Here is a 17,809-nt window from a genome sequence, read left to right as displayed (position 1 = left end):
GACCATTATACAAATATTATAGAAAATCGCAAACATTTCGTATAAAAATTAACTATTCACATCTTTTAAAAAGTCTTTTAAAAAAACAGTTAATTCGATTAGCTCGTGATAATTGTTTTTGGATGAAATGTTCAGTAGCAACTGCGTCTTTCGAATCATCCTGCAACCAATACATCAGCGTTGTCAGATAGATTGTTGTCAAACCGCTTTCCTCAACGGCACGGTGCATGTAAGTTGCCGAGCGCTGGGCCGCTTCACGCCACCACTGGACTGTTCTACTAATACGTAATAGCAATAAGCATTGCGTATGGATATGGCCTGGCTCCAGTTGTGAATAAATTATTTCCTTTGCAACTTGCCGATATTTTTGAATATATTGAAACCATGCTACCAAAAGATGAGACAGACGCTCTTCGGACGATAATCTCATCATTCCTTGCTGATTAGTCTGCATTATCATCGCCTTATCCGCTCGCTCAAAGAAAGCATTTACCAAGTCATTCTTTTCACGAAAATTACTCTGAATCTCTGTTAAATCAATATTTAAATGCGAAGCGATATCAAATAATCTTATATTTTCCCAAGAACTCTTTTCAGCAAGATACAGTGCAGCATCAACAATTTTTTCAGCCAATAAATGCGAGGATTCCATGTCCAAATTCCTTTAATTTCTCCATGCTTATAATAACTATATTCTATAAGACTGATTAATTCCGGGTATTTCATAACAATTTAAACGGCAAAGTTACGATTTATTCCGGTAATATTTCTAAGAAAACAGTCTTGTTATCTCATGAATTAGTTTTCATAAAATTTATCGGACTATTCAAAAAATTATATTTTCTTTATGAAAGAGGTTTTTTATTTTTTATAATCTAAATTCATGATGGATAAATGCTGTCTGTTTTTTTTAATTTTAAGCCTCGAAAATATTATTGAGTAAAATTTTGTTTTTTTTATCCAAAACTTGAATAAATAGATTTCCCCTACTACGCTAAAAATGAAACATCATCACCTTTCTGCCTAATAATGAAACTACGTGAATAATATTAATAACTTAGCTACGCAAGGATGCTATCATGAAAAAAATAGTGTTTTTGTTGTTAATTGTCGGTGCATCAGCACTGATTTCTGCGTGTGGTTGCTGTGGTACAAGTTCTTGTGGTGGTTGCGGAAGTTATACTGTAGCTTGCTGCGGCTCCAACGGATGGTATTAAGACTAAGCTTCTTCGAGAAGATTAACTGATAAACCGGATTATGGATACTCATAATCCGGTACTATTCTACCTAAAATAGCCTTTTCTTACTCTTGGAAAAAAAAACCAAAGTGTTGTGCTATTGAGATTAAATCTCCCCATTTTTATTACCCACAAAACTGAAATTGCGAAAGTTAAATTATGAATGAAAAATATAATTTTCTTTAAGCTTGAATTGAATAAACAATAGCGTGTAAACTGGGCTAAAATGTTTAACTTAAGATTACAGGAAGGTTTAACGTTGGCTAAAATTATTGTTGTCACATCAGGTAAGGGTGGTGTGGGCAAAACCACAACTTCAGCAGCAATTTCTTCAGGCTTAGCTATGCGTGGTCACAAGACTGTCGTTATTGATTTTGATATAGGTCTGCGAAATCTTGATATTATCATGGGATGTGAGCGCCGAGTTGTCTATGATTTTATACATGTCATCAATGGCGAAGCTAATTTAAATCAGGCTCTCATTAAGGACAAACGCTTACCTGATCTATGCATCCTGCCTGCATCTCAAACACGCGATAAAGACGCCCTTACACTTGAGGGTGTTGAGAGAATTTTAAATGACTTAGCCAATGAATTTGAATACATCGTCTGTGATTCACCAGCCGGAATTGAGACTGGTGCTTTGATGGCAATGTATTTCGCTGATCATGCTATTGTTGTAACCAATCCTGAAGTTTCTTCGGTACGTGATTCCGACAGAATTTTGGGCATTTTAGCGAGCAAAACAAAGCGCGCTGTTGAAAATCTAGCTCCAGTTCAAGAACATCTGCTATTAACCCGATACGATCCCGATCGAGTTGAAAAAGGCGATATGTTATCTGTAGAAGATGTAAAAGAAATTCTTGCGATTCCTCTAATTGGCGTTATCCCTGAATCTAAGGCAGTACTTAAAGCTTCAAATACGGGAACCCCAGTAACTCTTGATGAAACTAGTGATGCAGGCATTGCTTACCAAGATGCTATAGCTCGATTCTTAGGAGAAAGCCGCCCTATGCGTTTTGTTAGTGCCGAACGCAAAGGCTTATTACGCCGCTTGTTCAGCAAAAACAAGGAGGACATTCCAGCATGAGTCTATTTAGCTATTTAAGAAAACGTAATAGTACAGCCTCGGTTGCAAAAGAACGTTTACAAATTATTATTTCTCACGAGCGTTCTCAACGGAATACTCCGGACTATTTGCCTAAACTTCAAGAAGAGATTTTGGCTGTCATCGCAAAGTACATTCGTATTAGCCGTGATCAAGTGAGTGTTAATCTCGAGCGTTTAGGTGACAGCGCTGTCCTTGAGCTCAATGTCACTATGCCCGATGAGGCTCTTGAAGAAGGTTAAATTGTTACTTCCTTGCTATATAGTATTAATAACACAATTAGCGAGATAGAAAGAGCAATTAAAGGCCTTTTTAAAAGTCTATACGCAGCCTGAGTGATTCCATTGTGAGCCATTACTCTCAAAATACTAAGTTTTTCATGGTATGTTTCTTTGAGCAATTTTCCAGTTGAGTCTTTAAGATGTCCATCAATACTGAATCGATATTCATTATTTGACTCAAAATACTCATCACCATAGTCAACCAGTAATTGTTCCCCTTTTGCGATATTTCTTATCGCGCTATAGGCCACTAATTCAATACCATAAAAAAGGTATCGTTTACTCTTAAGATTTGCACCTAATAACCTGGAATCAGGATTTGATACTCTAGAATCTGCCGGTGCGTGGTTTACAAATCGACCGATATTGCTGTAATAGTGTGCATCGGTCCCCATACCCAGTGCATCTGATCGAGAGTTAAAATAATATCGTTTAATGTCCGGATTATGTTTTTTTATACCCAGATACAAACACACATCTTCATCCTTTTGTATAGCCTCTCTTGCATACACACCGAAACCGATGTAGTGGTTTATATTGCGTAACTCGTATTTGTCAAAAGAATCATTTTTAGTTAGAAGAAGATAACCATGCTTATCAAATTCAAATAGTTGATCCCCATTAACTTCTGCAGGGAGAGTCTCTAAAGAAATTGTTCCTTCAATAATTAATTGGTCTATAAAATGGAATGAGGAATTGGAAGATTGACTGATTAATCCATCAAGCTGATTCGCTGTGATAAAGTTTTTTGCTCTCTTATAATGATCGAGAGAAAAAGGAATTTGATAACTGCTTTTTAATAAAAAAAATTTTGGTGATGGTGTGATAACAAATTGGCAATTTTGAGGATGATTAGCTTGAAGCAATGTGGCATAAATCATTTTCGCCGTATTAAGCATGTCATCGAGATTGTCATAAGTGTAATCATACCGAGTTGTTTTGGACTTAAGCACAGAACAGGTTAATAAAGGATGCCGAAAATCCACTTTCTGCAAACGTGTGAAATTACATTCTTCCTTGTCATCAAGGAGCCAAACTTTTGAGCCAATATCTAAAACTGCCTTTCTACAAGAGGACTGGTTATTTTGATTAGTAAGGGTAATTTTTACCATATTGTCTTAGTGTCCTCTACCTGCCTACTTATCTTATCTGTTTACCTACGTGCCTCGGGTTGTCACTGAGAAACCAACTCATAAAAAAATCCCATTAATACAACTTATTATCTTTAAAATTATGAGGGAGATATCCCAGGGGTTGTCCTATCCAGGAAGATGATGTTGAATTAAGTAGAAATTTTTTTAGTTAAACGTTAGATACTTATAGAAATAACATTTAAATCTAAACCTTCACTGGATGCCTCGGACAAGCCGAGGCACGTAGGCAGTTGAGCAATAGACTTTACTCCGGATGAATGATTAAATTAACTCTGCTTTTAAATCATCACTGGGAGTAATTTCTTTTTTCTTGGCTCCTTTTGTCATAGAAGAATCAGCAGAAGGTCTTCGCAGCTCATCATCGCTAAAATCATCAACAGCAATAATTTCTTGTCGTTTTATTTCAGCATTTCTCATCCGTGAAGCTTCTTCGGTCGTCAATATCTCTTTTTGTTCAGCTTCATTAATAAGTTCAAGTAAGGTTAAGGAATTCAGCTTGCCCTCTTTAACAGCACGGCCTATTTTCTTCTCGAGCTCTTCAACATCACAGATCATATGAAACGTCTCTTCCAAACGACCTAAAGGACAATTAGGAATTGCCTCTCTAAATACAAATCGTGTCAGACGAGTTCTCGTTTCGTTAGGCTGGGTCAGAATCTGGGCCAGTTTGTGATCTAATCTATCTGAAGGATTATGTCGTTGATTGCCAAAAGGCTGTAAAATTATCTTCAATACGATTCGCGCCCAACGAGCTGGGAAATTAGAAATCACATCACGTATCGCTACCTCACACTCGTGGAGTAAATGCTGGCAGCACCAATCAACTAAAGGTAAATCAGCAACTGGCTCACCATCATCATGAAAACGTTTTAAAACAGCAGAAGCCAAATACAAATTGCTAAGAACATCCCCTAAACGAGCAGACATTCTTTCTTTTCGTTTAAGTTCACCCCCTAGTGTTGCCATAGCAAAATCAGATAAAAATGCCAGATTGGCACTATAACGATGAACTAACTGGTAGTAACGTCTAACGTGGCTTTTTGGTGTAAACACAAAATGTGCGTCAGTGATAGCAAAAAGAAGTGATTTAGTGAGATTTGCCAATACAAAACCAGCATGCCCCCAAAAGGCTTCATCAAATGCTTTGAGATCATTTTTGCGAACACTTTCCAGCTCTTTAAATACATAAGGATGGCAACGAATTGCACCTTGTCCATAAATAATCAAACTACGCGTTAAAATATTAGCCCCTTCAACAGTAATACCAATAGGGAGGTTCTGATAACCACGACCAAGGTAATTATTGGGTCCTAAGCAAATGCCTTTACCACCATGAATATCCATGGCATCAATCGCTAATTGACGTCCTCTTTCAGTGGTATGATATTTCAATATTGCGCCCGCTACGGATGGCTTGGCACCTTGATCAATCGCTGCAGCTGCCATTGTCAGCCCGGCATCAATCATGTAGGTACTTCCCGCTATTCGTGCCAAGGGTTCTTCAATACCTTCAAAATTAGCAATCGATGTATTAAATTGTTTGCGTACTCTTGCATAAGCCCCACTCGCCAGAGCAGCTGCTTGTGAACCACCAGTTGCACTTGATGGAAGCGAAATAGCTCGACCAGCACTTAAGCACTCCATGAGCATACGCCATCCGGAGCCAGCCATCGCAGAACCACCAATTAAATAATCCATAGGTACAAAAACATCTTTTCCTTGAGTGGGACCATTTAAGAAACCAGTATTCAAAGGGAAATGACGACGTCCTTTAATCACACCTGGAGTATTAGCAGGAATTAATGCACAAGTAATCCCTACATCGTGTCCTTTGCCCAAAAGATTTTCTGGGTCAAACAGACGAAACGCTAATCCAATTACTGTGGCTACGGGACATAACGTGATATAGCGTTTATTCCAGGTTAAACGTACACCAAGCACTTCCTTACCGTTAAATTCCTGACGGCATACGACTCCTTTGTCTGGAATTGATGCAGCATCAGAGCCGGCATTAGGCCCTGTTAAAGCAAAGCAAGGAACCTCTCTTCCATCAGCCAAACGGGGTAAGTAGTAATCCTTTTGTTCTTTAGTACCGTATTTTAATAACAACTCAGCAGGGCCTAATGAATTTGGTACAGAGACAGTGCTACCGACTGTCACAGAACGTCCATACAGTTTTGCAAGAATCGAAAATTGAGCTGTCGCTGAAAATTCAAGACCACCATACTGCTTAGGAATAATCATTCCCAAAAAACCTTTTTCTTTAATAAATTGCCACATTTCTGGAGGCATATCGGTACGTATGTGAGTAATATCCCAGTCATCGATCATACGGCAGAGTTCATTAACAGGACCGTCAATAAATGCCTGCTCTTCTGCTGTGAGTTTCACCGTAGGTGTTTCAAGAAGATGATTAAAATCAGGGGCGCCACTAAATAAATCCCCTTCCCAACTAACCGTTCCGGCCTCAAGTGCTTCGCGTTCTGTAGAAGACATGGCTGGCATGGTTTTACTAATAGTTCCGAATAATCGGCGCGATAATAAATTTCTACGTAAAGGTTTGATAGAGCCGAATATTAGCGCAGCAAATATTGTCCATACGACAATATGGCCAATAACACCTGGAGAACCATATTTTGTCACTAATAATGCAAATATGGCATAACTAATAGCCCATACAACGAGAGAGGCTTGTTTAGTTAGTAATAAAATAGCCGCGCCTACCACTGCAAGTATGATCAGACTATGCAACACTATTTTCTCCTTTTAGTAAAAATTATTCCGGGATTTTTTGATGAAACGTTTCTTAGAATAGACTTAGAATCTTAAGATTTTCAAGCGATTCAAGGAAAGTTGTCATCCTTTCAGTATAGCATTAAGCACAGTAAAAATTTGGTGTGCTATTTGTTCCGGCATTTCCATTGGAAGCATGTGCGTGCCGCTCATTTTTACACTTGATATATTGTAGTGCTTCTTCATGTAGCGAATATCAAGACGATCTACTACTGTACTTTTATCTCCATATATTAATGTCGCTGGAACCGTTAATTTGCCTTCGTATTCATGCAGGGTATGCGGTATTGTGCGATAGATTAGATATTCTATATGGCGATCAAATTCCAGTATATATCCCTCTTTAGTTTTTCTTAATCCATGCTCAATATAATCCTGTAAACACGCAGGCGCAAATGTTTTAAATAGATCTCGACTTTTAAGATATTCAATAATTTGTTCTTCACTCTGCCAATGCTCTCTCCTACCGCGAGTTCTAAATGCTGGCGTGACTCTATCAATAATTCCTAAAGCTTTCGCGAGGCGCACTATACTTGATTTAAAGCGTCCTAAAAGTGGTGAGTCAATCATCACAACTGCTTTAAATAAAGATGGTTTTTCAATCGCTGCGAGCAAACTTAGAACACCACCTAATGAATGGCCTACCGCAATAACTGGCGTTGTTGATTGTTGCTCTACACTGGCAATTACCTCATCAACAAGGAGATGCCAGTTTTCAGTAACTGGGAATAAGGGATTGTGCCCAATTTTGTCGATGTAGCAATAATCATATTGTGTTTCTAATGCCTGTAATAATTGCAGATAGCAGCGTGAAGGAAATCCATTTCCATGGGCGAAATGGATTAGCTCCCTCACGAAATCACCAGTTTTTGACTTTCACGTTTTAGAGCAATAACCGCAAAACTAAAATAAAACGCTAAAAGGATAATTAGCACCAAACCAAATCCAGGGAAAAGCCAATCAAGTGTCAAACCTACTAGTAGAAAAAATATTTGCGGAGTTGCACTCACTGCCAGTAAACGACAGGTTTGTTTATAGCTAATAGTTATATGAAAAAATAATCGTGCTAGAAATTGCCCCATCAATGAAAATACTAATAGAAAAACTAAATAAATAGCGAAGAAAATTAACGCCACAGTGGGATAAATAATTAATTGGGACACCCATTTTATTTTAGATAAACCGGAAGACTCCACCCAGGTTTTACCATCAAATATCTGATTAATATTTTCATTAAGCGGCTGAACATAGACAGGGTCTTTTTCTTTAGTGGGCTGTTTTGTGAAAAAGAATTGCGGTGAAGGCACCCGGTAAAAAAACTTATCTTTGGTTATTAGGGCGGCCAAATGCGGGAAAGTATTATCAATACTCTTTACTGTACCTGTCGTATCAACAATAGCAACCACTTGTCCTGCTTTATTTTTTATCAGATAAGGCATCGGTTTATCAAATGAAACGATTCCATTTTGAATATAAATCGGAGGCAGTTGTTTGATAGGCTCAACGAGTTGTTGTTCAAAAAAAACACTGAAGTCAGCCACAACTCGCAGAGCAAAAGGAAGTGTGAATATAAACATGACCAATAGCAAATAAAATAGGCCAAATCCTTTCCATCGCTTACCCACATCGACATATAAACGTCGACTAAAGAAAGAGAGTACTATTGCTTGAAAATAATTATAAAAAGGAGTGTCAATTTTTCTTAAGACTTTTTTTCCCTCAGTCATGCCACCCTCCAAGTCGTAATCCAGTTTTTTGATGGAATAGATTAGCTTTATTTACAGTAAGTTCCAAGGCAAACTGATTATCAATAATCTCAATATCGGCAGGAACTCGCACTGAAAATTTGGCTTTACCACAAACAGTAATTGCTTGTATTAGTTTATCAGCACCCATGTCATCAACAAACTCAAGTTTGACAGGTAAAACTGATGATTTATTTTTATCAGAGACTCGCAAATGCTCTGGACGAATTCCAATAACAACCTCAGTACCGCAAGCGATAGACTCTTTTAAAGGCGGTAAAGGAAATTCCAAACCTAACTCCGTTGTAATTTTTTGACTGGTAAGATTAATTTTTGCAGGTAGAAAGTTGATGGGATAATGACCCGTAAAACTGGCAACAAAGAGCGATGCGGGCTGATTATAAAGAGCATGAGGCGTACCAATTTGCTCTACTTTACCACTATTTAATATCAATACTCTTGAGGCCATTGTCATTGCCTCTGTCTGATCATGGGTCACGTATAAACTGGTTGTATTCAACTGTTGATGCAATTTTTTAATTTCATAACGCATTTCCGTACGTAATTTTGCATCAAGGTTTGAAAGGGGTTCATCAAATAGAAACACTGCAGGCGAACGTACAATCGCTCTTCCCATTGCAACGCGCTGCCGCTGTCCTCCTGATAAAGCATTAGGTTTTCGCTCTAAGTAATCCGATAACTGCAACATGGCAGCGACTTCATGCACACGCTGCTGAATCAATTTAGTTTTTACTCCCCGCATCTTAAGACCATAAGCCATGTTATCGAAAACAGTCATATGGGGATAAAGGGCATAGGTTTGAAAAACCATAGCCATATCACGTTTTGCTGGTGGAATTTGATTAACACACTGATTATTAATTAAAATTGTTCCACTTGTTACCATGTCTAACCCGGCAACAAGACGCAACAGAGTTGACTTCCCGCACCCTGAAGGACCAACCACAGCAACGAATTCGCCTTGTTCAATGTTAAGACTAATTCTGTCGAGAATCGGTTGCTGGCCAAAGAGCTTAGTTACATCAATTAAATTGACTGTGGACATTAATGTATTAACCCCTTTTCAAACCAACGTTGCATAATTAGCACAACTAAACAAGGTGGTACCAACGCAATTAAAGCAATTGCCATGATAAAATGCCATTGAGGAATTTGATCAGCCACACCTGCTAAATATCGGATTCCCATGACAATAGTTGCCATACTGCTATCTGTAGTAATGACTAGTGGCCAAAGATACTGATTCCATCCATACACGAAAAGAATAATAAATAATGCCGCAATTTGCGTTTTGGATAAAGGCAACAGAATGTCTCGGAAAAAACGCAGAGGTCCTGCCCCATCAATTTTTGCCGCATCGACGAGTTCTTTCGGAACTGTTTTAAAAAATTGGCGGAACAAAAAAGTGGCTGTAGCAGACGCCATCAATGGAAAACTTAAACCTGCGAAACTATTTAACCATCCAAGAGAGGCAACCACCTGAAAAGTGGGAACGATTCTAATCTCAACGGGTAACATCATTGTTGAAAAAATTAATGCAAAAAAAAGACTCTTTAGAGGAAAATCAAAATAAACCAGTGCAAAAGCAGACAATAAAGCCAAGATTATTTTGCCTCCGGCAATAAGCGTTGCCATCATAAAACTATTGACCAACATTTGCCAAATAGGTTGTCCACCTGTTGCCGCCACTCCCTCAGTCAACACCGTTTTAATATTGTGAAAGAAAGAAGTACCCGGCCATATTGGTAACGGAGATTGCATCATCGCAATGCCTTCATGGCTTGCAGCAACTAATGCTAAATACAAGGGTATAAATAGCAGTAAAACAAAGCCACTTAATAGAAGATGACTTGCTATTCGTTTTAAAATTTTCATTCGTAATGCACCTTTTTTTCAAGGTAGCGAAATTGAACTAAGGTGAGCACAATAACCATTAACATTAGCATAACTGATTGCGCTGATGAACTTCCAGGGTCCAATCCTACAAAACCATCTTTATAAACTTTATAAATTAAGGTTGTAGTACTGCTATTAGGTCCGCCGTTTGTCATAACATCAATGATGCCAAAGGTATCAAAAAATGCGTAGATTAAATTCATGATTAGTAAAAAAAAGCTTGTGGGTGATAACAGCGGAAAAATAATTTGCCAAAATCTCCTCCAGGCTGAAGCGCCATCAATAATTGCCGCATCAATCAAGGAAGTGGGTATCGCTTTAAGTGCTGCAAAGAAAAATAAAAAATTATAACTCAATTGTTGCCAACTTGCTGCTAATATCACAACAAGCAAGGCCTGTTTCGCATTGGTCAGATAATTAAAATGAATACCCAAATGCTGTAATCCATCCGATACCCAACCTATTGTGGGCTGACATAGAAAACGCCACAAGATTGCAGCAATAGCGGGAGCAACAGCATACGGCCAGAGAAATAATGTTTTATAAAATCCCTGACTTTTTTGACGGGCATGTACTAAAGCTGCCAGGAGTAGTCCTAACCCCATCGTTATCAAGGTCACAAAAAATGCAATGATAAAAGTGACATACAAAGCCTGGAGATAACCTGGATCTTTCAATAGATCGATAAAATTAGTTAAACCTGCAAACCGACTGTGTATACCAAAAGCATCACTAAAAAAAAACGCTTGAATAAACGCACTTAGTGCAGGCCAAATAAAGAATAATAAGGTTACTAGCAATTGAGGAAAGACAAGAATTAATGCTAGTTTTTTATATTGCGTATATTTAGCCATTAAACCCATTAAGTAACCGTGTTGTCTGGCAGTATATAACGAACCGTTTTCAATTGGCGAGTTTTATAGACAGAATAATCACTGCTATCTTTCGCATAACAGGAGTAAATTATTCGACTATCACTTGGAAGAAACTTAACGTAAGATATTATGAAATGAACAATTTTTGCTGACAAACTCTATGCGCTGTATTCAAATTGACAACCCTGGACCACAAAGCCATTTAGTGATCAATGAACGCCCTCTTCCTCTCTGTCAAAGAGATGAGATTCTCATCAAAGTAAAAGCAACCGCAATTAATCGTGCAGATTTGTTGCAACGTCAAGGTAAATACTCGCCTCCCCAGGGAGAGTCTGATATTTTAGGATTGGAAGTAGCTGGTGACGTTGTGCAAATAGGTATGGATGTGACACGTTTTAAAGTAGGCGATCGCGTTTATGGGCTTGTTGGGAGTGGTGGTTATGCTGAGTATTGTTGTGTTAATCAACAACTTGCAGAGCACATACCTGCTCATTGGGATTACAGCCTTGCGGCAGCATTACCAGAATCGCTAATGACAGTTCATGCGACTGTTTTCTTATTGGGCCAATTAAAACAAGAACAGACGTTATTGATTCATGCAGCAGGAAGTGGAATAACATCCCTTGCCATTCAAATGGCTAAGTTGCAAGGCGCTAAAGTGTTTAGCACGGCCAGTAGTGAAGAAAAAATTCTTAAAGCAAAAAAAATAGCCTCTATCTCTCTGATTAATTACAAACAAGAGGATTTTGAAAGTGTCCTGGGCGAGCGCTCAGTTGATGTCATCGTTGATTTTATTGGTGGCACCTATTTTCCTAAACATCTGAAACTGTTAAAAACAGAGGGCAAACTTATTCAAATCGCTTGCATGCAGGGATATCAAGCTGAGGCCAATCTCTTGCTTATCATGCAAAAAAGATTACAGATTAATGGCTTTGTTTTACGACCACAATCACTTGCTGAAAAAGCAAATTTGTGGAAATTAGCCCAACATCAATGGGGAACCGCCTTATTGAATCAACATATCATGCCAGTCATTGACTCTGAGTTTGCCTTTGAGGATATTGAACAAGCCCACTTACGAATGCAGAATAATGAACATTTTGGGAAAATTGTAATAAAAGTGTGCTAGATATTATTTTAGTCAGACTTAGTCGGATCCATCGACCCGACTTTTTACGTTTAAACCTACAATTCAAGCTTAGTCGCAGGCTCTTCAACAGGATTGTCACAGCGTTTTACTGGCTGTTTAAATGATCCACATTTACTTGGCACGCCGTCTGTATTTGCAGCAGTAGTACGCCAATTAGGAACTTGATCTAAAACATTCGAATCGCATTGATTTTCAGTTGACCTAAGAACCGGCTCTTGAAATAGAGTAAAAATAAGGCCTATTGTTCCTTGCACACCATTATTAAAATTAAACTCTGTAGGATGAGAGTTTTCTTGGCCATTAACAAAAGTTTTCCATCTGCATATCGTCAAAACTTCATTCATTAAATACTCAATAATCGACATTGTAATTGTTTTGCCAAAACATGCCCTAGCCCCACTACCAAAAGTTGCCAAGGGGTTAAGTTGATCATAATATTTTTTATTTTCCTCGGGATTAAACTCATTCGCAAACGGTCCCCATTCCTGCTCATCGCGGTTAGCTCTCCACGTGGTATAGTGAAGTTTGTCGCCAGCCTTGATGTAAATTTTTTCACCTTTATATTCAATTACGAAATCGTCTAATGCATCTCCTGGTTGGGCATATATTGTTGTGTATAATCGTCCTATTTCTGTAATGTAGGTTTTAAGCTCTTCCCCCGCTAATTTTTTTTGCAGGTATTTCTCACGTATCTTGTCATTACCAAATTCAACAAAAATATGATCCAGATACTTTTTAATATTGTCACCCCCTGCAAAAAGGAGTGATACAATAATTTGCCTCAAGATCTCAGGGGTTGCCTCATTGACATAATTGGCACGCAGATAACCTTGCTTCTCTTTCATAATTCTTTCGATAAAAGGGTCCATGCGCTTATTTGCCTCTTTACGCAAAGCCTCTATATCTGTGTAAGGATTGACCATACCTTTAAAAGCCATGTCAGAGACTATTTCGATTTCTTGAGATAGCTTATTTATCCAGTCATTTTCCCACGTTGCCTCAGGGTAAAAACCTCTTAAAAAGATTTTCAGTGCATAAAAGCGAAAATCAAGATGACAGGGCTCCTTTTGCTTTGATTCTGCAGCAGCACGTATCGTAGAAATTAATTCCTGCGTTTCTTCTCGAATTACATTAATAAATCGTGTTTTATAGTCATTTCCGGCGTATAAACTGTCACTTTTATTGTTTAGGCGAATGGTTAATGCTGCAGTCATTTCCTGAAGAAAAAGTTTATGTACATCACTTTCAGCACTTAAAATCCCCATACCAATTGCATCAAGAACGGAGCTAAACGCTCGGCCACCACTGATCCTAGGTACATCAGGATGCTCTTCATAATAAGAAGGTCTTGTTGTTTCAACACGTGGTATTTTACGAAGCTCTTGCAAAATTACAGGATTTGCAATACCCACCACGCGATCGTAAATTTGTGAACTAGATGGCGACAAAATAGGCTCGATTACAACCTTAGATTGGGTAGGTGGGATTTGGCTGTAGTCGTTATCCAACATTTTATGAAAAGCATTAGGATCTTTTGCTGCACCGTAGTTAACGAGCAGTCGATATAGATTTCCCGTTCCTTTTGCATAATCAACTATTTTTATAACAGGTTGTTTTATAGTCTCTACTAAGTTACCGAAAAATCCCCTTCGGTTAACTGTAATAGTAACTGGATTAGCCTTGTTGCCGTTGGACATATTTTTATCCTTACAAAATTTACGAAACAATCCTCATTAATTACCATTTTCACTCATTAGAAATTGGCAATAAATTTCGTGCACAATTTTCTCACAGAGCGCTCGAACTCAGCAATATTTTTATTTGATTAGGATAAAACAATGTATGTCCGAGCGCTTGATCCAACATAGCAAATGGATGCCTCGTACAAGCCGAGGCACGTTGACGGGGAGAAACATATACTACATGCCTCCGATTGTACCTTAGGTATGCTCTAGATAATAAATGTTCTTATAGTACTGCAACTTATCGTGTTCTGTATTTGTGAGTGCCTTCTACGTGCCTCGGCTTGTCCGAGGCATCCAGGAGATCGGTATACAATCGAACGTTATGATGTCTGGCTAGTTCCCTGATTAGCTACCAACGCACTTCTTTTTAACGTTCGCTGTAGTAGTTGGGTATATATTGGTTTATTACCTGCCAATTGCACGATGGTAGTCGAGGTCAAACAACTCACCATGAGAGGCAAAATTAAAGAATAATTCTGGGTCATTTCTACGACAAGAATAATACCCGTGATTGGTGCTCGGACTGCCGCAGAAAATAAGGCCCCCATACCAGCGACAGCAAACATTCCTGGCTGAATAGTATTATCATGGATCACCAATTGCAGAATATATGCCACCGCCAATCCTAATAAGGTACCCAACGCAAGCATTGGTGCAAAAATTCCTCCGGGCACGCTTGAAGAATAACAAATCATTGTTGTAGCAAATCGAACCAATATTAACAACGTTAGAACCATAAAAGGAGGCGACATAGTCAGAGAGCGCTCAATAATCTCATACCCCCCACCGACCGTTTCGGGAAAGTTTTGCGCTAAAAACCCTACCAATACGCCAATTAGCAATATATAAAGGACTCTTGTTTTAGCAGTTAGTTTGTCTGTGGCCTCTAAAGTTGCCATTAAAATTTTATTAAAAATAAGTCCCACAAAACCAATCAAAATCCCAAAAATAAAAAACAACCAAAGGGATTGTAGACTCGGTAATGAAAAAACTGACATAGGGATTGCAGGTTGCGGACCTATAATGAAATGCAAAGTAACAGTAGCCATCGTGCAACAAATAGCGACTGTCTTGAAATTCGTAAATGAAAAATTAAATTGACGCCGCATTTCCTCCAACACAAAAAGAACGCCAGCCAGGGGAGCATTAAACGCTGAAGCGAGACCCGCAGCAGCACCAGCAGCAATTAAGGCATCACAACGTTTGGTCGGTAGACGCAGTAATTCGCCCAACATCTCCCCTAGATTACCTCCCATTTGGATAGTAGGACCTTCACGCCCTACCACTAATTTAGCGGTGATGGCCAAGACACCACCAATAAACTTCACAGGTAGTAATCGTCTCCAAAAAATAGGACGCTCATGCAAAAGAGTCCCTTCAATTTCCTGCACTCCACTACCTGATGCCTCCGGAGCAAATCCTCTGACTAAACCCCAGGCAATAAAAATCAAGGTTGTTGAAATGGCAATAGACAATAAGGTCCTGGTTACATCAGAATGAGCATAATTCTGCAGGATATAGGCGACTAGCAAATACCCATACTGAATGGCTATCTGAAAAAAAGAACCCACTATTCCTGTCAGAATACCAAGAATAATAGCAATGAAATAAAGTGTTAAAATTTTATTGCGCATTGGCAGCGATCATTCCCATTAGATTATTAATTATTTTTATTCCTGCTTGATTAGGCATAGAAAGAATAGTCTCAGGATGAAATTGCACTGCCTGGATAGGTAATGAGCGATGAGCGATCGCCATAACGATCCCATCTTTAGTAGCAGCAGTTACATCAAGTTCTTCAGGCATTTGCTCTAATCGTGCATAAAGGGAATGATATCGTCCAGCAATAAACGAAGACCCCAATCCAGCGAAAAGACCTGAATTATTTTTAACCTCAATCTCAGATGCCTTTCCATGCATAGGATAACTTAAGACATCAAGCTTACCGCCAAAGTACTCAACAATCCCTTGCAATCCTAAACAAACACCGAATAAAGGTAACTTATTCTTAAGCACGGCATCAATGGTTCTTGCAACTTTAAAATCATCAGGCCTTCCTGGACCTGGTGATAAAAGCACTAAATCAAAATGCCCCTCTTCTAAATAATTAAGAACATACTCATTGCGTACTGTAGTTACTTCAGCCCCTGTCTGGCGTATATAGTTTGCCAAAGTATGAACAAAGGAATCCTGGTGATCCACCAATAGAACTTTCTTACCATGACCATTAAACGATGCTACTGCTGGGGATGCTACTTTAACCTCAGGTTTTTTTAGCATATCCAGAAATGCGGATGCTTTTAATCGTGTTTCTTGTTCCTCAGCTTGTGGCTCTGAATCAAAAAGTAACGTTGCACCAACCCGTATTTCGGCAATTCCTTGCTGGATGCGCATGGTTCGTAAAACAAGCCCTGTATTTAAATTGCCATTAAAACCAAACCATCCTACTGCTCCCGCATACCAGCGTCTGGGAGATTTTTCATGTTTTTCAATAAAGTTCATGGCCCACAATTTGGGAGCCCCAGTCACAGTAACTACCCACATATGCGTCAAAAAAGCATCTACCGCATCAAACCCCTCTCGCAAAACCCCTTCCACATGATCGACTGTATGGATTAATCGAGAATACATTTCAATTTGTCGTCGTCCTAAAACCCGCACACTTCCTGCTTCACAAATTCTCGACTTATCGTTTCTGTCAACATCAGTACACATAGTCAATTCAGATGCTTCTTTTTCTGAATCGAGAAGGAGCTGAATATTATAAGCATCTTCCATCGCATCAGCACCGCGTTTGATGGTGCCGGAAATAGGACATGTTTCTACACGTTTACCTTGTACGCGAACATACATTTCAGGAGACGCTCCCACCAAGTATTCATCGTCTCCTAGATTAATAAAAAACCCATACGGCGAGGGATTGATGCGACGCATACGACTAAACATGGCTGACGGTTGTTCAGGACAATGTGCATAAAATGTCTGACTGGGCACAACTTCAAAAAGATCGCCACAAGCAAAGCGTTCTTTGGCAATTTCGACTAGTTTTGCATACTCCCCAGGCGCATGATCACAATCTTTCGATGGTTTAAATTCCGGCTTATAACCTTTAAATTCACCTTCTCTTGGTAATGCCTGAGTGGATTTACCTTGAAACTGGAAATTATACCGTCGAATAAAAGCCTCTTCTTTACGATGGTTGACGACATAAATCTCATCAGGAAGATATAACACCATTTCTCGCTGTTCAGGCATGCGCGTCTTGCATTGCTCCAGAGTTTCAAATTGAAAAATTAAATCGTAACCAAATGCCCCATAAAACCCAAGATAAGGTTCATCTGATTTGAAGAAAGCTAATAATTTTCGCAGCACAGTAAACACGGAGGGTTGACGACTACGCTCTTCTTCACTAAATATTTTTTGACTGGGTTTAATTTCGATATTACAAGAAACTTGCGATTTTTCAGTGATAGATAACTCTTCACAAATTGATAATGCTGGCAAAATAATTCCAAGAAGCACTTCTCCACGCTTGTTTAAAGCCTGAAGTTGAATAGTTTGTTTTTTACAGATAATTGCTAAAGGAGGATTGTAAAAACCAATATCCCAACAAGTGTAACGGCCTGGATATTCAAAACTTGATGCAAACAACGCCCCTCTTTGGGTATCAAGACGCTCAAGAAGAGGTTCAATAGCATTTTCATAAGCTAAATTATGTTGTTCATACTCAATATAAACTCCACCAGCGGTTTTTACTTGCTCTAGCATAATAGACTCATTGGGAAAACATGTTAACCATTCTA

At 38.8% G+C, this 17,809-nt stretch carries 15 protein-coding genes; 4 read left to right on the top strand and 11 right to left on the bottom strand.

What is annotated here, in order from left to right; all coding sequences use genetic code 11:
• Positions 1-52: 52 nt before the first annotated feature.
• Positions 53-652, bottom strand: a complete 600-nt coding sequence (locus tag LHA_RS06650) for a ubiquinone biosynthesis protein COQ9 (RefSeq protein WP_045105850.1) — start codon at positions 650-652, stop codon at positions 53-55.
• Between the two features lie 427 nt (positions 653-1,079).
• Between LHA_RS06650 and LHA_RS17050 the strand changes: the two genes are divergently transcribed.
• The 3 genes from LHA_RS17050 to minE all read left to right on the top strand — a co-directional run bounded on the left by LHA_RS17050 (position 1,080) and on the right by minE (position 2,588).
• The gene (locus tag LHA_RS17050; protein ID WP_172480797.1) at positions 1,080-1,217 is read left to right on the top strand and encodes a hypothetical protein; all 138 of its coding nucleotides are present in this window, start codon (positions 1,080-1,082) and stop codon (positions 1,215-1,217) included.
• Between the two features lie 280 nt (positions 1,218-1,497).
• Complete coding sequence (gene minD / locus LHA_RS06645; protein WP_045107437.1) at positions 1,498-2,328, top strand: septum site-determining protein MinD; 831 nt, start codon at positions 1,498-1,500, stop codon at positions 2,326-2,328.
• On the top strand, positions 2,325-2,588 hold the full coding sequence (minE, locus tag LHA_RS06640) for a cell division topological specificity factor MinE (protein ID WP_045105849.1): 264 nt from the start codon (positions 2,325-2,327) through the stop codon (positions 2,586-2,588). The genes minD and minE overlap by 4 nt, the downstream gene beginning before the upstream one ends.
• On the opposite strand, the gene LHA_RS06635 is transcribed toward minE, so the two are convergent.
• The 7 genes from LHA_RS06635 to ugpA form a co-directional block, all read right to left on the bottom strand.
• Positions 2,585-3,739: an SET domain-containing protein-lysine N-methyltransferase gene (locus LHA_RS06635; RefSeq protein ID WP_045105848.1), complete on the bottom strand. Its 1,155-nt coding sequence runs from the start codon at positions 3,737-3,739 to the stop codon at positions 2,585-2,587. The two genes, minE and LHA_RS06635, sit on opposite strands and share 4 nt — an antisense overlap.
• 303 nt (positions 3,740-4,042) lie before the next feature.
• Complete coding sequence (locus tag LHA_RS06630) at positions 4,043-6,535, bottom strand: acyl-CoA dehydrogenase (RefSeq protein WP_045105847.1); 2,493 nt, start codon at positions 6,533-6,535, stop codon at positions 4,043-4,045.
• A gap of 102 nt (positions 6,536-6,637) precedes the next feature.
• The gene (locus tag LHA_RS06625) at positions 6,638-7,429 is read right to left on the bottom strand and encodes an alpha/beta fold hydrolase (RefSeq protein WP_045105846.1); all 792 of its coding nucleotides are present in this window, start codon (positions 7,427-7,429) and stop codon (positions 6,638-6,640) included.
• Positions 7,426-8,301 (bottom strand): DUF1189 family protein, encoded by an 876-nt coding sequence (locus LHA_RS06620; RefSeq protein WP_045105845.1) that lies wholly within the window; start codon positions 8,299-8,301, stop codon positions 7,426-7,428. Before LHA_RS06620 ends, LHA_RS06625 begins: the two co-directional genes overlap by 4 nt.
• Positions 8,294-9,385: an ABC transporter ATP-binding protein gene (locus LHA_RS06615; protein ID WP_045105844.1), complete on the bottom strand. Its 1,092-nt coding sequence runs from the start codon at positions 9,383-9,385 to the stop codon at positions 8,294-8,296. Before LHA_RS06615 ends, LHA_RS06620 begins: the two co-directional genes overlap by 8 nt.
• On the bottom strand, positions 9,385-10,215 hold the full coding sequence (ugpE, locus tag LHA_RS06610) for a sn-glycerol-3-phosphate ABC transporter permease UgpE (RefSeq protein ID WP_045105843.1): 831 nt from the start codon (positions 10,213-10,215) through the stop codon (positions 9,385-9,387). The genes LHA_RS06615 and ugpE overlap by 1 nt, the downstream gene beginning before the upstream one ends.
• Positions 10,212-11,090, bottom strand: coding sequence for a sn-glycerol-3-phosphate ABC transporter permease UgpA (gene ugpA, locus LHA_RS06605; protein WP_045105842.1), 879 nt, complete (start codon positions 11,088-11,090; stop codon positions 10,212-10,214). Before ugpA ends, ugpE begins: the two co-directional genes overlap by 4 nt.
• Positions 11,091-11,271: 181 nt before the next feature.
• Between ugpA and LHA_RS06600 the strand changes: the two genes are divergently transcribed.
• A complete protein-coding gene (locus LHA_RS06600) occupies positions 11,272-12,240 on the top strand; it encodes an NAD(P)H-quinone oxidoreductase (RefSeq protein ID WP_045105841.1) in 969 nt (322 codons plus the stop codon).
• Positions 12,241-12,296: 56 nt separating this feature from the next.
• Here the strand turns inward: LHA_RS06600 and LHA_RS06595 are convergent, their stop codons facing one another.
• The 3 genes from LHA_RS06595 to LHA_RS06585 form a co-directional block, all read right to left on the bottom strand.
• Positions 12,297-13,958 carry a cytochrome P450 gene (locus tag LHA_RS06595; RefSeq protein WP_045105840.1) on the bottom strand — a complete coding sequence of 554 codons (1,662 nt, stop codon included), beginning with the start codon at positions 13,956-13,958 and terminating at the stop codon, positions 12,297-12,299.
• 368 nt (positions 13,959-14,326) lie between these two features.
• Complete coding sequence (gene clcA / locus LHA_RS06590; RefSeq protein WP_045105839.1) at positions 14,327-15,640, bottom strand: H(+)/Cl(-) exchange transporter ClcA; 1,314 nt, start codon at positions 15,638-15,640, stop codon at positions 14,327-14,329.
• Positions 15,630-17,774: an anthranilate synthase component I gene (locus LHA_RS06585; protein ID WP_045105838.1), complete on the bottom strand. Its 2,145-nt coding sequence runs from the start codon at positions 17,772-17,774 to the stop codon at positions 15,630-15,632. The genes clcA and LHA_RS06585 overlap by 11 nt, the downstream gene beginning before the upstream one ends.
• Positions 17,775-17,809 lie beyond the last annotated feature (35 nt).

Origin of the sequence: Legionella hackeliae (genome assembly GCF_000953655.1) — a bacterium.
In the GTDB taxonomy this organism is placed as follows: Bacteria; Pseudomonadota; Gammaproteobacteria; order Legionellales; family Legionellaceae; genus Tatlockia; species Tatlockia hackeliae.
Note: the sequence above shows the minus strand (reverse complement) of the source record. Positions and strands in the feature narration are given on the sequence as shown.